The sequence below is a fragment of the Brucella sp. GW823-FHT04E01 genome (assembly GCF_058796175.1).
Genome location: NZ_JBXAIK010000001.1, coordinates 1044508 through 1058454 on the forward strand (window position 1 = coordinate 1044508; position 13947 = coordinate 1058454).

Below are 13947 nucleotides of genomic sequence, written 5' to 3' on the forward strand. Positions count from 1 at the left end.
GTGTGAAACGGTTTTCGGAAAAGATGCGCGTAAAAACAAATGATTAGAGCGCGATCTGATCCAATCAGATCGAAACGCGCTCTAATCCTGCACAAGACAGGCTCGCCCGCGGAAGACCACCGCGGGCGGGAGACATGACCAGGGAGAGGGCATGCTGGCGAAGTACAGCATGTCTCCCAAAAGTGGGAACCGGCTTTGGGACAAAAACATGCATGAAAACAAAGAGATAGAGCTGGTCGAACAGGGGTTCCGGTTTCCAGTACTCGTCGGCGATATCGGCGGCACCAATGCCCGCTTTGCTATCTTGGTGGATTCCAATGCAGAGCCGAAGGAATTTCCCGTTCTCCAGACAGCGGATTATGCAACCATCGATGAGGCGATACAGAGCGCCATTCTTGATCACACTTCGATCCGGCCACGCTCCGCAATTCTCGCCGTGGCCGGCCCCGTCGACGGTGACGAAATCGACCTCACCAATTGCGACTGGGTCGTGCGTCCGAAGAAGATGATCGCCGATCTCGGTTTCGAGGACGTGACCGTGCTGAACGATTTCGAGGCGCAGGCGCTTGCCGTCGTGTCTCTCGGCAGCGATCATCTGGAACAGATTGGCGGCAAGCCGGAAGAAGTGATTGCCACCCGCGTCGTACTCGGACCGGGCACGGGGCTTGGCGTTGCCGGTCTTGTCCGCACACGCCATGCATGGGTGCCGGTGCCTGGCGAAGGCGGCCATATCGATATCGGCCCACGCACTGAACGCGATTATCAGGTCTTCCCGCATATCGAGCGCATCGACGGCCGCGTCGCTGGCGAACAGATCCTGTGCGGCCGCGGCCTGCGCAATCTCTATCTTGCCATATGCGCCGCCGACAAGGTGACGCCAACGCTGGAAACACCTGCCGACATCACTTCAACAGGGCTCGATGGCAGCAATGCGCAGGCGGAAGAAACCCTGCATCTGTTCGTCACCTATCTCGGACGCGTTGCAGGCGATCTGGCGCTGATCTTCATGGCGCATGGCGGTGTCTATCTTTCCGGCGGCATTCCGCAGCGCATCCTTTCTGCGCTCAAGTCCGGCGCTTTTCGCGAAGCATTCGAAGACAAAGCCCCGCACAAGGCCATCATGCGCGACATTCCTGTCCGCGTGATCACGCACCAGCTTGCAGCCCTCACAGGGCTTTCCGCCTTTGCGCAGGCCCCCGCCCGTTTCGAAGTTTCGACCGAAGGACGCCGCTGGCGCATTAGAGCATGATTCCGAAAAGTGGGAACCGGTCTTCGGGTAAAATCATGCTCAAACAAAAACTTAGAGCGGGATGATGGTTCAGCTTAAAAACATCCCGCTCTGACCGGCAAAGCTTGAGGATGGTCAAGCCGCACGGATAACGTTATAGAAACGCTGCACTGAAATTGCCGATGGCTTTTTCAGTGCAGCGTTTCCGTATGGGAAGTCGTATTTTTCAACGATAGCCGCCGGACCTGCCGGAGGGCTAAGAGACAAAAAGCGCTTTTGCACGTGAGTCTATTTAAGAAGAAAAACAAGAAGATCGATACGGGCGAAGCCACCCGCGTAATCCGGCGCATGATGTCGGAAAACATCCGCGAATATAAAAAGAACTACATTATCGCCATTCTGGCATCGCTCATCGTCGGCGGATCGAATGGCGCACTGGCCTATATGATGAAGCCGATGATCGACAAGATCTTCTATGAGCAAAATCTCGCTCTGGTCTGGGTCATTTGTGGCACATTGCTGGCCATCTTCGTATTGCGTGGCATTTCCGGCTATATACAGGCTGTGGAACTGGCCAAGATCGGCAACAATCTGGTCGCGCGCTACCAAAAGCGCATTTTCGACCATCTGATGAAGCTCGGTCTCGATTTCTATAACGACACCCGTTCCGGTCATCTGGCAGCGCAGATCAATCAGAACGTTTCCGGCATTCGCGATCTGCTCAACATGACGATTTCGTCGATCGCGCGCGATTTCATCTCGCTCGTCGGTCTCGTCGGCATGATGTTCTACATGGATCCGGTTCTGTCCGTTGCGATTTTCCTGATCGGACCGCCGCTTATTCTCGCCGTTGCCTATATTTCGCGCCGCATTCGCTCTGTCACCCGTGATCTCGTGCATCTCAATTCCCATCTGCTGGGCGCGATGCAGGAATCGATTCAGGGCATTGCCATCGTCAAGGCCTTTACGATGGAAGACCAGTTGCGCGCCAAGATCGGCAAGCTCATCGACCAGTCCGAAGGCCGTAGCAACAAGATCGCCAAGGTCTCCGAGCGCACGACGCCCATTTCCGAAATGCTGGCAGGTTTTGCCGTCTCCGGCGTGCTGGCCTATAGCGGCTACCGCGCCATTCTCGAACAACAACCGCCCGGCGCAACCTTTGCCTTCATCACCGCAATGCTGCTTGCCTATGACCCGGCTCGCCGCCTCGCCCGCCTTCAGGTCGGGCTGGAAAAGGCGCTCGTCAATGCGCGCATGATCTATGAAGTGCTGGATATAGAGCCGCGCCAGCGCGATCTTCCAAACGCTGTGGAACTGAAAGCCGGTCCTGGCGAAATCCGCTTCGAGGATATCTATTTCTCCTATAACGAGACCGCCCCGGTGCTTCACGGCGTCAGCTTCGTCGCCAAGGCGGGAGAAACCACTGCCGTGGTGGGCGCTTCGGGCGCGGGCAAATCGACGCTCATCAATCTTGTCCAGCGCTTCTACGATCTCGACAGCGGCAAGATCCTGTTCGACGGACAGGATATCGCACAGGTCAAGAAACGGTCGCTGCGCCATGCCATCGCCTATGTCTCGCAGCAGCCCTATCTGTTTGAAGGCACCATTGCCGACAATATCCGCTATGGCCGCCCGGACGCGGCGGATGAGGAAATCATCGAGGCGGCGAAACTTGCCCATGCGCATGAATTCATCCTGCAACAGCCGCAGGGCTACGACACGCCGGTCGGCGAAAACGGCGTGACGCTTTCTGGCGGCCAGCGCCAGCGCGTCTCGATCGCTCGCGCCATCGTGCGCAATGCGCCGGTTCTCCTGCTCGACGAAGCGACTTCCGCCCTCGACAACGAATCGGAGAAGCGGGTCCAGCAAGCGCTGGAAGGCATCATGCAGAACCGCACCACAATCGTGATTGCCCATCGGCTTTCCACGGTGGTCAATGCAAATCGCATCGTGGTGATGGAAGCTGGTCGTGTGGTGGAAGAAGGGCGTCACGACGATCTGATCGGCATCCAGAACGGCGTTTATGCCCGCTTTTATCAATTGCAGAGCGGCAACGGCGATATCATCACCGAAAAAACGGCAGAAGAATTGCGGACAGGAGAACCCCGATGAGCGGAGAAACGCAGAACAGCGAAGTGGGCCTCGTCGTCGTCGGCGCTGGCGGACGCATGGGCCAGACATTGATCCGGACCATCCAGACCATCGAAGGCGCGAAACTGGTCGGTGCCATCGAACGCTCCAGCTCTCCACTTCTCGGCAGGGATGCGGGCGAAGTCACCGGCATTGGCCCGCTCGGCGTGACAATCACCGACGATCCGTTACCGGTCTTTGCCAAGGCGCACGGCGTCCTCGACTTCACAAGCCCTGCGGCAAGCGTGGAATTTGCAGGGCTTGCTGCGCAAGCGCGCATCGTGCACGTCATCGGCACGACGGGCTGCTCGGCTGAAGACGACGAGAAAATCCGCGCCGCCGCCCGCCATGCAACCATCGTCAAATCCGGCAATATGAGCCTCGGCGTCAATCTTCTGTCCGTTCTGGTGCAGAAAGCAGCGCAAGCGCTCGATCCTGCGGATTTCGACATCGAAATTCTCGAGATGCACCACAAGCACAAGGTCGATGCACCGTCCGGCACCGCGCTGCTTCTCGGCGAAGCGGCAGCGAAGGGGCGCGACATTGCATTGGCGGAAAACAGCGTGCGCGTGCGTGACGGTTATACCGGCCCGCGCGAAACCGGCTCCATCGGCTTTGCAACATTGCGCGGCGGTTCGGTTATCGGCGATCATTCGGTGATTCTGGCTGGTCCCGGTGAACGCGTCGTTCTTTCCCATCATGCCGAAGACCGGTCGGTGTTCGCACGCGGTGCCATCAAGGCCGCACTCTGGGCCCATGGCAAAAAGCCCGGTCTCTATTCGATGCTCGATGTTCTCGGGCTGAACGACTGATCGTTTCCACCGGAGCGCCGATCCGACCTGTTCAGATCAGCTCTCCAGAGTTTTGTCTTATCGCGCATCTTATCCGAAAACCGCTTCACACTTTTCGGGATGCGCTCTCTAACGGAGCGTCGCATATGTCTCGTACTCTCGTCCTGGTCCGCCACGGTCAAAGCGAGTGGAACCTCAAGAACCTCTTCACCGGATGGCGCGATCCGGGCCTGACCGAACAGGGCCATGCCGAGGCGAAGGCCGCAGGCCAGCGCCTGAAAGCTGCCGGTCTGAAGTTCGACATCGCCTATACGTCTGCGCTGTCGCGTGCGCAGGTGACCTGCCAGCACATTCTGGACCAGCTCGGTCAGTCTGATCTCAAGACGATCCGCGATCAGGCCCTGAACGAGCGCGACTATGGCGATCTGTCCGGCCTCAACAAGGATGATGCCCGCGCCAAGTGGGGCGAGGAACAGGTCCATATCTGGCGCCGTTCCTACGACGTCCCGCCTCCGGGCGGCGAAAGCCTGAAGGATACCGGCGCGCGCGTTTGGCCGTACTATCTGCACACGGTGCAGCCACACGTGCTGCGCGGCGAAACCGTTCTGGTTGCAGCCCACGGCAATTCGCTCCGCGCACTGATCATGGCGCTCGATGGTCTGACACCGGAACAGATTCTCAAGCAGGAACTCAACACCGGTGTTCCGGTCGTTTATCGGCTCAATGCCGATTCGACTGTCGCTTCGAAGGAAATTCTCGAAGCCTGATAGCTGTTTGGCTGTGAATTCGTCGGGCGCGTCAGCGCGCCCGTCCCTCATTTCAACGCGAAAAAAGCATTGGCTGAAAAAAAGCTGGCTGAATGTCGAAAACGCGATTGACAGAGACAGGTCGACCCCTTAGATGGGTCCTCGTCGCCCAGATGGCGGAATTGGTAGACGCACCAGCTTCAGGTGCTGGCGCTCGCAAGGGCGTGGAGGTTCGAGTCCTCTTCTGGGCACCATTTCCAAGTCTTCAGACCACTACCAAGGTCCAGAAGCACCCCAAAAAGCCCGCGCAAGCGGGCTTTTTTGTTTCTGGATTGTCGTCCCGACAGGATCAAGCTTCAAGCCGGTTAATCCGACCAACAGATTTGGCAGTCGATGCAGTTTTCTCCCTCAGAACGCGACGCTTTCTTCGAATTGCTGAAATGGCGGCGCGATGTCCGTCACTTCAGCGATAGAGCCATAGACGGCGGAATCATCGATGCTTTGCACGAAGCGATGGATTATGCTCCCTCCGTCGGCAATGCCCGCCCCTGGCGCGTGATTTCAGTTGAAACTGCTGCAATACGTGCAGCGGTGCACGACAACTTTCTGGAAGCCAACCGGTCGGCCGCACAAATCTATGAAGGCTCGCGCGCGGAGCATTACCGCGATTTGAAACTGGAAGGCATCCGCGTTGCTCCAGTGCAGCTTGCCATTTTTACCGAGACTGCGCCCGTCGAAGGGCAAGGCCTCGGCAGACAATCCATGGCCATTACGCTGGAGCACAGCACGGCGATGGCGGTCCAGAATCTCAATCTGGCGGCAAGATCGCTCGGGCTTGGCGTCGGTATGGTTTCCATTCTCGATCCACATGCAATGGAAACGCTTTTCAAGACTCCGCCCAGCTGGCGCTTCAGCCTCTATCTGTGCATCGGCTGGCCGCTGGCTGATGACGACTCACCCCTGCTGCACCGAAACGGCTGGCAGAAAAACAAAGCGACGATCTGGCATCGTTCCTAGAGCGCAAGAGACGCAAGGCGGCAGAAATACCTCCTGACAGTCCGCATCTATCCTGATCCGCCCCTACCTTGTAAGGTAGGCCCCGCGTGGCGGGCTTTCTGGGAGGAAAATCATGCGACGGATCATTGTTGGAACGTTCCTGAGCCTCGACGGCGTGATGCAGGCGCCGGGTGGGCCGGAGGAGGATCGTACCGGCCAATTCGAATATGGCGGCTGGACAGTGCCCTATTGGGACGATGTGGTTGCCGGAGCCATGGGTGAAAGCTTTTCCAAGCCGTTCGACCTGCTTTTGGGCAGACGCACCTACGATATTTTTGCTGCCCACTGGCCGCATCAGGTAACAGACCCCAACGACCCCGGCTTCGTATCCGGCGAAGGCGAGATCGCCAGAATGTTCAATGATGTAACGAAATATGTCGCGACGCACAGGCCGGAAAGCCTGAACTGGCAGAACAGTGAACTGCTGGGCGACGATATCATCGCCTCATTGAGAGCTATCAAGGCCACGGAAGGCCCTGACCTGTCAGTCTCGGGCAGCAGCGAACTGGTCCATCAGTTACTTGCCAGCGATCTGGTCGATGAGTTGCGGCTGTTGATCTATCCGGTCGTCCTTGGCAAAGGTAAGCGTCTCTTCGACGGGCAATCCGTGCCATCAGCCTTCAAGCTGGTCAGCTCCACCACATCGCCCAGCGGCGTCATCATTGCCAATTATCAGCGTTCAGGCGAACTCAAGACCGGATCTTTTGCGATGGACCACCCATCGGAAGAAGAAATCGAGCGACGTAAGAACCTTTCCTGATTCCAGCCGGGCTTCCCGAACCATTGGAGTAGAGAACCCGCCCCTTCGGCAAGGCTTTGTCAACAGCCCTATGAATTGTGCCTATTGCGCTGATCTCGTAATTGGCGGCACAATCCGACGTCCTTTGCTCTAATTCATTTGCTTACAAATATAATAACGGGGAGCGAATATGCGCCGTAAAGGCTTGCTGGAATTCGGGAGAAACAGAACGCTTTACGGCCTGTTTCTGTTCTGCGCGATCTGCGCCATTGCGGGCAGTCTCATGAGCTATAGTGGCGAGGATTCCGCCTGGCGCTGGCTGCACTATCTGACCAAGCCAACCGCAACCCTGCTGCTGCTCGCCGCCGTCCTTTGCGCCGAACGCCCCAAATCGAAATCCTATGGCTTTGCCGTCGCCTTTGGCCTGGCTTTTGCAGCACTCGGGGACTTTTTCCTGATGTTGCCCGGCGATTATTTCATGGCGGGCCTGATCTGCTTTCTCGTCACCCATTGCGCCTATATCTATGCGCTTTGCCGCCATACGCGCTTTGCCGCGCATAAAGGCGTTTTCGTCCTTTTTGCCATCGCAGCCTTGGCCATCATAGCAGGCCTTTGGTCGTCGCTGCCGACGTCGATGAAAATCCCGGTCGTCATCTATGCCGCAGCGCTCGGCATCATGGCGGCGCAGGCGATGAGCCGCGCGCTCGGCACCGAGCCGGAAACGCCACAGCGCTATGCCGCATGGCTCGCGGCAGCAGGCGGCCTCTTCTTCATGGCAAGCGACACGCTGCTTGCCTATGGACGCTTCAGCCTCGACATTCCGCTGAACGGTCTATGGGTGCTTGCAACCTATTATGCTGCGCAATTCCTCTTTGCCCGCTCGACCGAGGATTTTGCCTATGGCGACTGAAGAACAGGCATTGCAGCTCTCATTCGAGCGCCTGCGTCACGCATGGCTTGAAGACCGCCCGGCCTATGAGCAGCGTCTGGACGACCTGAAGCGCCTGCGCGAGCGGCTCGAAGCAAGACTGGATGAAATGGCGAAGGCCATCAGCGCGGATTTTGGTAATCGCTCGCTGCACGAAACCCTGCTCGGTGAAGCCAGTGTCGTCTTTGCCGAAATCGATGATGCCCTGCACAATCTCAAGCGCTGGATGAAACCGAAACGCCGTAAGGCAGGCTGGAAAATGTGGCCAGCCAAGGCCGAAATCCGTTATGTTCCGCTCGGTGTGGTGGGGATCATCGCGCCGTGGAATTATCCGGTCAATCTGGCCTTGGCGCCGCTTGTCGCGGCGATAGCAGCTGGAAACCACGTTTTCCTGAAACCGTCCGAACACACACCGCGCACAGCCGAATTCCTGCAAAGCATGCTTGCCGATGTGTTCCCGGAGGATCGTGTTACCGTGGCGCTTGGCGATGCTTCCCTGTCAGCGCAATTTGCATCACTGCCATTCGACCATCTCTTTTTCACCGGCTCCACTGCTGTCGGGCGCAAGATCATGGCGGCGGCGGCACCAAACCTGACCCCGGTGACGCTTGAGCTTGGCGGCAAGTCACCTGCCATCGTCAGCGAAAACGCCAATCTAAAACGCGCCGCCCGAGCGATCGCGACAGGAAAATTCTTCAACGCGGGGCAGACCTGCATCGCACCTGACTATGTTCTGATCCATCACAGCAAGCGCGACGAATTCGTGAACCTTCTGCGTGCCGAAATGCAGGCACGTTACGGCAGCGCATCAGCGGAAAAAGACCGCACGACGATCATCAACGATGCTCAGGAAGCGCGACTGTCGGAACTCCTGGCCGATGCCGCAAACAGGAGCGAGGTCGTCATTGAGCTTCCGGCAGGCTCCGAACAGCCGCGATCAACGGCGCCTGCGCTCGTGCTGGAACCTGACGCCGACAGCACGATCATGCGAGAGGAGATTTTCGGCCCGCTTCTGCCAATCGTCAGCTATCGCCTGCTCGACGATGCAATCGGCTTTGTTCTCAAGCTTGACCGCCCGCTGGCGCTTTACTGCTTCAGCGATAACACTGCAGAAATTGAAATGATGCTCAGCCGTATCGTTGCGGGCGGCGTCTGCGTCAACGACACGCTCTACCATTTCGCCTGCAGCAGCCTGCCATTCGGCGGGGTGGGTGCAAGCGGTATGGGCCAGTATCATGGCCATGACGGTTTTTTGACCTTTTCCAAGGCAATGCCCGTCCTGACCAAATATGCCCCGGCTCCGAGCGACCTCATCAAGCCGCCCTATACCGGCCTCACTGACAGGCTGATCCGTTTCATTGCAAGATGAGGTTGGGAACTATGCCAACATCCTCCGCGTTCGGATATTGAGATCGCCTGATTGTGTAGGGAATTGCTATTCAAACAGAGATACAATCTGACTATATAAAGACTGATCGCCGGTTCATTTCTCCGGCATAGTCATAGTCTTTCAGAACAGAATACCTGACAGGTGAAAAACGGGTGCTGAAAAAGAAAGAACCAAACCGGATATCGAAGTCCATCCTGACTGCTATCCGGAACAGGCCGGGTTTCAGGCCGCTCAACGCCAATATTACCGGCGGTGATATCGTCATTGCATCCTACAATGTCCACAAATGCATCGGTATCGACAAACAGTTCAACCCGCAGCGAACGGCTGAAGTCATCAGTGAAATCGACGCGGATGTGATTGCCCTGCAGGAAGCCGACAGGCGTTTCGGCGAGCGTTCCGGCCTGCTTGATCTCGGCCTGCTTGAGCGCCGCCATGGGCTCGTCCCGGTCCCCATTACCGCGACAATGCCCAAGGGCCACGGCTGGCACGGCAATGTGCTTCTGTTTCGTGAAGGCGTGGTGCGCAATGTGCAGCAGCTCAAGCTTCCCGGTGTTGAACCGCGCGGCGCTCTGGTTGCGGACCTACAGTTTCCGGCAGGCCCCCTGCGCGTGATCGCCGCGCATCTTGGTCTTCTGAAACGCTCCCGTGAGCAGCAGGCCGAAAGTATTCTTACTGCCTTGCAGGAGGCCGATACGGTGCCGACCCTGCTCATCGGCGACCTCAACGAATGGCGCATCGGCAAGCGCTCGTCGCTCGCTGCCCTCATGCCGACATTCAACCATGTCGCCACAGCAGTCCCGAGTTTCCCGTCGCGGTTCCCGGTTTTTGCGCTGGATCGCGTGCTCGGAGCACCGCACAATCTCGTCACATCGGTTGAAGTGCACAACACGCCACTGGCGCGCCTGGCATCCGATCACCTGCCCATCAAGGCGCATCTTGACCTCAAATCGGCAACGAACCTGCTGGAAGAATTCAGCCCGGAAATATTCACGAGCAGGACGGGATAATTCTCAGAGATACGGCGAACCCAGCCATATAATCCGGTCCAGCAGACGCTCCAGAAATGGCCTGTTCTTGAGACGCGCAAGATTGACCTCGCGGCTACCCTCGATCACCTTGCCGATGCGTTCTTCCACCTGACGCGCCACGTCGCGGTCGAGAATTTCAAGATCGACCTCGAAATTCAGTCGCAGCGAGCGCGGATCAATATTGGACGATCCGACATAAGACCAAGCACCGTCGATGGTCATCAGTTTCGAATGATTGAAAGCGCCGCCTGCCCGCCAGATGCGGCAACCATCCTTCAACAGCTGGTCGAACTGCGCGCGCATGGCGCGATCCACCAGCTTCAGATTGTTGACGCCCGGCACGACGATATCGACTGACACGCCGCGCCGCGCCGCCGTCACCAGCGCGCTGATCAGTTCACGGTCCGGCAGAAGATAAGGCGTCATGATGAGAATATGCTGCTCGGCAATCGAGAAAGCGCCCATCATCATGCGCTGGTTGGTTTCCACATTCTTGTCGGGGCCTGACCCGACGACACGCACCAGCGTTCCCGTTCCCGGCGGGTTTTCCGGCGGCGCTATCTTCCATGCCTCGCCGGTCAGAAGTTCGCCGGTCGCAAAGCGCCAGTCTTCGGATGCAATATGGAAGAGATCGGCAATCGCCGGGCCTTCAAGCTTGAAATGCGTATCGAAGGCAACCGCTTTGCCCGCGATCGCACGCACGAAACCCGCTCTGATATTCATGCCGCCGGTAAAGGCGATCTTGCCGTCAACAATGAGAATTTTGCGGTGGGTGCGCAGGTTCGCATAAGGCAGGCGCAACCCGATGATGATGTTGCCGTTGAACACATCGACGGCAACACCCTTGTCCTTCAAAAGCTTCACGATGCTCGGAAAGGAATAGCGCGCGCCGACAGCGTCGACCAGCACCCGCACTTCCACACCGCGCTTGACCGCATCACCCAGAGCATCGGCAAATTTTTCGCCAATGGCGTCCCGGTCGAAAATATAGGTTTCCAGCATGATGCTGCGCTCGGCTCTGCTTATCGCGTCGAGCATAGCGGCGTAGGCTTCGTCCCCCGTTTCCAGCATCTCGATGCTGTTGCCGCTGGTGAAATCATAGAGGCTGACGGCATCGCCCAATATCTTCATCGCCCCGAACTGGCGTCCGAAGGCGGCGCGCACGAGGTCGTTCGTCGTATCGAAATGCGACAGGTGATAGAGCGCGATCTTGCCCATATTGGCGCGCTGGTGGGTGAGCGTCGACCGCCGGATACGGTTCACGCCCGCAATGGCATAGACCACCGCCCCGACGATGGGCGACAGCACGATCACGCCTACCCAGCCGATGGCCGTGCGTACCTCGTCCTTCGTCATCGTCGCGTGAATGGCGGCAATCGCGCCCAGAACGCCCGACAGAACGAACAGGATATGCGGCCAGTAGTGGGAAACGAGATCGAACATCACATGAACTTTAAGCGGAAAACGACTGCAATAGCAAAGAGATATAATGCGCGGTCGAGCGAACGAACAGAGTAGACAACGATGATCCCACCCGCCTCGCACAAAAGCTGGTCAAATCCCGGACATGCCTTATATTGTTCCCGAGGCATGACAATTTGAGGGACGTCTCATGGCAACAGCTCATAATGATTTCGACCGCCCGACCTTTCCAAAGGAACTTTCCAGCAAATGGGGGTGGTTCGTCGCCCTTGGGGTCGCACTGCTGATCCTCGGAGGCATCGCCTTCGGTAATCTCGTTCTGGCCACCGTAGTCTCGGTCTACTATGTCGGCCTGATGATGCTGATTGGCGGCGTCATCGAGATCATTCACGCCTTCGGCGTCAAAACATGGGGCAGCTTCTTCTTCTGGCTCCTGAGCGGCCTGCTCTACACGGCAGCCGGTATCGTCGCCTTCATCAATCCGGTGCTGGCGGCTGGCGTGATGACCTTCCTTCTGGCGGCAGCTCTTCTCGGCTCCGGCGCTTTCCGCATCTGGCTCGGCTTCAAATCGAAACCGTCCGCCGGTTGGGGCTGGATCGTCGCAGCCGGTGTCATCACCATGCTGCTCGGTCTCATCATCGCCATGCAATGGCCGGTCAACAGCCTGTTCATTCTTGGTCTTTTCCTGGCGATAGACCTGATCTTCCAGGGCTGGTCCTTTATTGCCTTCGGCCTTGGCATCAAGAGCCGATAAACATCACAGATCACTGGCAAAGCGGCGCGCACTGCGCCGCTTTTTCATTTGAACTCGACCTTTCGGCCAAGTCCTGCTAGATGCTCCCCAACATCTTCGCGGCGCGCTTTCACGCGCAGCCCAACGTTTCGCCATCACGAGTTTCTTCATGCCCGCTGACCATCCCGTTTCCAAGCGCCGCACATTCGCGATCATCGCGCACCCGGACGCCGGTAAGACCACGCTGACCGAAAAGCTGCTGCTGTTCGGCGGCGCCATCCAGCTCGCCGGTGAGGTGAAGGCCAAGAAGGACCGCATCCAGACCCGGTCGGACTGGATGAACATCGAACGCGACCGCGGCATCTCGGTCGTCACCTCGGTGATGACCTTCGAATACAAGGATTGCATCTTCAACCTGCTCGATACACCGGGCCACGAAGACTTCGCAGACGACACCTACCGCACGCTGACTGCTGTGGATTCCGCCGTCATGGTCATTGACGCCGCCAAGGGTATTGAGCCGCGCACGCTGAAGCTGTTCGAAGTCTGTCGTATGCGCGACATTCCCATCGTCACTTTCGTCAACAAGATGGACCGCGAAGCGCGCGACCCGCTCGAAATCCTCGATGAGATCGAAGAAAAGCTGGCACTCGACACGGCCCCGATCACCTGGCCTATCGGCTCAGGCAAGAGCTTTGCAGGCACCTTCGACCTGCATAACGACACGATGCGTCGTCAGGACAATGAAGAGCAGCCAACCAAGGTCAGCGGCCCGGAAGAAGCCGCCGCACTGCTGCCTGAAAACGAACGCGAGGCATGGCTCGAAGGCGTGGAACTGGCACGCGGCGTCTGCCGTCCGTTCGACCTCGCCTCCTTCCGCGAAGGTCATATGACGCCGGTTTATTTCGGTTCGGCGCTGAAGAATTACGGCGTGCGCGACCTCATCGAAGCTTTCTGCGATTTCGGCCCCTCACCCCGCGACCAGCAGGCCGACACGCGCATGGTTGGCTCCACCGAAGACAAGATGACCGGTTTCGTGTTCAAGATTCAGGCCAATATGGACCCGAACCACCGCGACCGCATCGCATTCCTGCGCGTCTGCTCGGGCAAGCTGTCGCGCGGCATGAAGGCAAAGCTGGTGCGCACCGGCAAGCCAATGAGCCTGTCTGCGCCGCAATTCTTCTTCGCACGTTCGCGCCAGATTGCCGACGAAGCCTTTGCGGGCGACGTGGTCGGCATTCCGAACCACGGCACGCTGCGCATCGGCGACACGCTGACCGAGGGTGAAGATATCCTGTTCCGTGGCGTGCCGAACTTCGCGCCGGAAATCCTGCGCCGCGTGCGTCTGGACGACGCCATGAAAGCCAAGAAGCTGCGTGAAGCGCTGCAGCAGATGGCCGAAGAAGGCGTCGTACAGCTCTTCGTGCCTGATGACGGTTCTCCAGCCATTGTCGGCGTCGTCGGCGCTCTTCAGATCGACGTTCTGACCGAACGCCTGAAAGTGGAATATTCGCTGCCGGTCGGCTTTGAAATGTCGCGCTTCTCGGTCTGCCGGTGGATTACGGCAGATGATCCGGCCGAACTCGACCGTTTCATCGCCTCGCATCGTGCCGATATCGCCCACGACCTCGATCACGATCCGGTCTTCCTTGCCCAGAACGGCTTCTCTCTCAATTACGAAGCCGAACGCTGGAAGGATATTCGCTTTGCCACCGTCAAGGACTATCAGGTCCGCGACAAGGCCTGATACGGT

12 protein-coding genes and 1 tRNA gene are annotated in these 13947 nt (G+C 58.0%); 12 read left to right on the top strand and 1 reads right to left on the bottom strand.

Annotated features, from left to right (window positions below; genetic code table 11):
- Positions 1–208 precede the first annotated feature (208 nt).
- From AC1RHM_RS05165 to AC1RHM_RS05210, 10 genes are all read left to right on the top strand, one after another.
- On the top strand, positions 209–1249 hold the full coding sequence (locus AC1RHM_RS05165; protein ID WP_010659398.1) for a glucokinase: 1041 nt from the start codon (positions 209–211) through the stop codon (positions 1247–1249).
- 261 nt (positions 1250–1510) lie between these two features.
- Entirely contained in the window at positions 1511–3340 is a 1830-nt protein-coding gene (locus AC1RHM_RS05170) for an ABC transporter ATP-binding protein (RefSeq protein ID WP_010659397.1), read from the top strand.
- Positions 3337–4170: a 4-hydroxy-tetrahydrodipicolinate reductase gene (gene dapB / locus AC1RHM_RS05175; RefSeq protein ID WP_010659396.1), complete on the top strand. Its 834-nt coding sequence runs from the start codon at positions 3337–3339 to the stop codon at positions 4168–4170. The genes AC1RHM_RS05170 and dapB overlap by 4 nt, the downstream gene beginning before the upstream one ends.
- Positions 4171–4295: 125 nt before the next feature.
- Positions 4296–4916 carry a 2,3-bisphosphoglycerate-dependent phosphoglycerate mutase gene (locus AC1RHM_RS05180; RefSeq protein ID WP_010659395.1) on the top strand — a complete coding sequence of 207 codons (621 nt, stop codon included), beginning with the start codon at positions 4296–4298 and terminating at the stop codon, positions 4914–4916.
- A gap of 146 nt (positions 4917–5062) precedes the next feature.
- Positions 5063–5149, top strand: a tRNA-Leu gene (locus AC1RHM_RS05185).
- Positions 5150–5288: 139 nt separating this feature from the next.
- Entirely contained in the window at positions 5289–5912 is a 624-nt protein-coding gene (bluB, locus tag AC1RHM_RS05190; protein WP_010659394.1) for a 5,6-dimethylbenzimidazole synthase, read from the top strand.
- 112 nt (positions 5913–6024) lie between these two features.
- Positions 6025–6711, top strand: coding sequence for a dihydrofolate reductase family protein (locus AC1RHM_RS05195; protein ID WP_010659393.1), 687 nt, complete (start codon positions 6025–6027; stop codon positions 6709–6711).
- A gap of 169 nt (positions 6712–6880) precedes the next feature.
- Complete coding sequence (locus AC1RHM_RS05200) at positions 6881–7600, top strand: lysoplasmalogenase (RefSeq protein ID WP_029376033.1); 720 nt, start codon at positions 6881–6883, stop codon at positions 7598–7600.
- Positions 7590–8987 carry a coniferyl aldehyde dehydrogenase gene (locus AC1RHM_RS05205; RefSeq protein ID WP_010659391.1) on the top strand — a complete coding sequence of 466 codons (1398 nt, stop codon included), beginning with the start codon at positions 7590–7592 and terminating at the stop codon, positions 8985–8987. Before AC1RHM_RS05200 ends, AC1RHM_RS05205 begins: the two co-directional genes overlap by 11 nt.
- Before the next feature lie 173 nt (positions 8988–9160).
- The gene (locus AC1RHM_RS05210) at positions 9161–10018 is read left to right on the top strand and encodes an endonuclease/exonuclease/phosphatase family protein (RefSeq protein WP_010659390.1); all 858 of its coding nucleotides are present in this window, start codon (positions 9161–9163) and stop codon (positions 10016–10018) included.
- 3 nt (positions 10019–10021) lie between these two features.
- On the opposite strand, the gene cls is transcribed toward AC1RHM_RS05210, so the two are convergent.
- Complete coding sequence (gene cls, locus AC1RHM_RS05215; protein ID WP_010659389.1) at positions 10022–11482, bottom strand: cardiolipin synthase; 1461 nt, start codon at positions 11480–11482, stop codon at positions 10022–10024.
- Between the two features lie 169 nt (positions 11483–11651).
- Between cls and AC1RHM_RS05220 the strand changes: the two genes are divergently transcribed.
- Together AC1RHM_RS05220 and AC1RHM_RS05225 are read left to right on the top strand one after the other, a co-directional pair.
- A complete protein-coding gene (locus tag AC1RHM_RS05220; protein WP_010659388.1) occupies positions 11652–12215 on the top strand; it encodes an HdeD family acid-resistance protein in 564 nt (187 codons plus the stop codon).
- Between the two features lie 148 nt (positions 12216–12363).
- Complete coding sequence (locus AC1RHM_RS05225; RefSeq protein WP_010659387.1) at positions 12364–13941, top strand: peptide chain release factor 3; 1578 nt, start codon at positions 12364–12366, stop codon at positions 13939–13941.
- The last annotated feature ends 6 nt before the right edge of the window (positions 13942–13947 follow it).

Excerpts from the sequence above, each read along its gene's own strand:
- AC1RHM_RS05165 (WP_010659398.1), top strand. The coding sequence starts at position 209 with ATGCATGAAAACAAAGAGATAGAGCTGGTCGAACAGGGGTTCCGGTTT.
- dapB (WP_010659396.1), top strand. The coding sequence starts at position 3,337 with ATGAGCGGAGAAACGCAGAACAGCGAAGTGGGCCTCGTCGTCGTCGGC.
- AC1RHM_RS05180 (WP_010659395.1), top strand. The coding sequence starts at position 4,296 with ATGTCTCGTACTCTCGTCCTGGTCCGCCACGGTCAAAGCGAGTGGAAC.
- bluB (WP_010659394.1), top strand. The coding sequence starts at position 5,289 with ATGCAGTTTTCTCCCTCAGAACGCGACGCTTTCTTCGAATTGCTGAAA.
- AC1RHM_RS05195 (WP_010659393.1), top strand. The coding sequence starts at position 6,025 with ATGCGACGGATCATTGTTGGAACGTTCCTGAGCCTCGACGGCGTGATG.
- AC1RHM_RS05200 (WP_029376033.1), top strand. The coding sequence starts at position 6,881 with ATGCGCCGTAAAGGCTTGCTGGAATTCGGGAGAAACAGAACGCTTTAC.
- AC1RHM_RS05205 (WP_010659391.1), top strand. The coding sequence starts at position 7,590 with ATGGCGACTGAAGAACAGGCATTGCAGCTCTCATTCGAGCGCCTGCGT.
- cls (WP_010659389.1), bottom strand. The coding sequence starts at position 11,482 with ATGTTCGATCTCGTTTCCCACTACTGGCCGCATATCCTGTTCGTTCTG.
- AC1RHM_RS05220 (WP_010659388.1), top strand. The coding sequence starts at position 11,652 with ATGGCAACAGCTCATAATGATTTCGACCGCCCGACCTTTCCAAAGGAA.
- AC1RHM_RS05225 (WP_010659387.1), top strand. The coding sequence starts at position 12,364 with ATGCCCGCTGACCATCCCGTTTCCAAGCGCCGCACATTCGCGATCATC.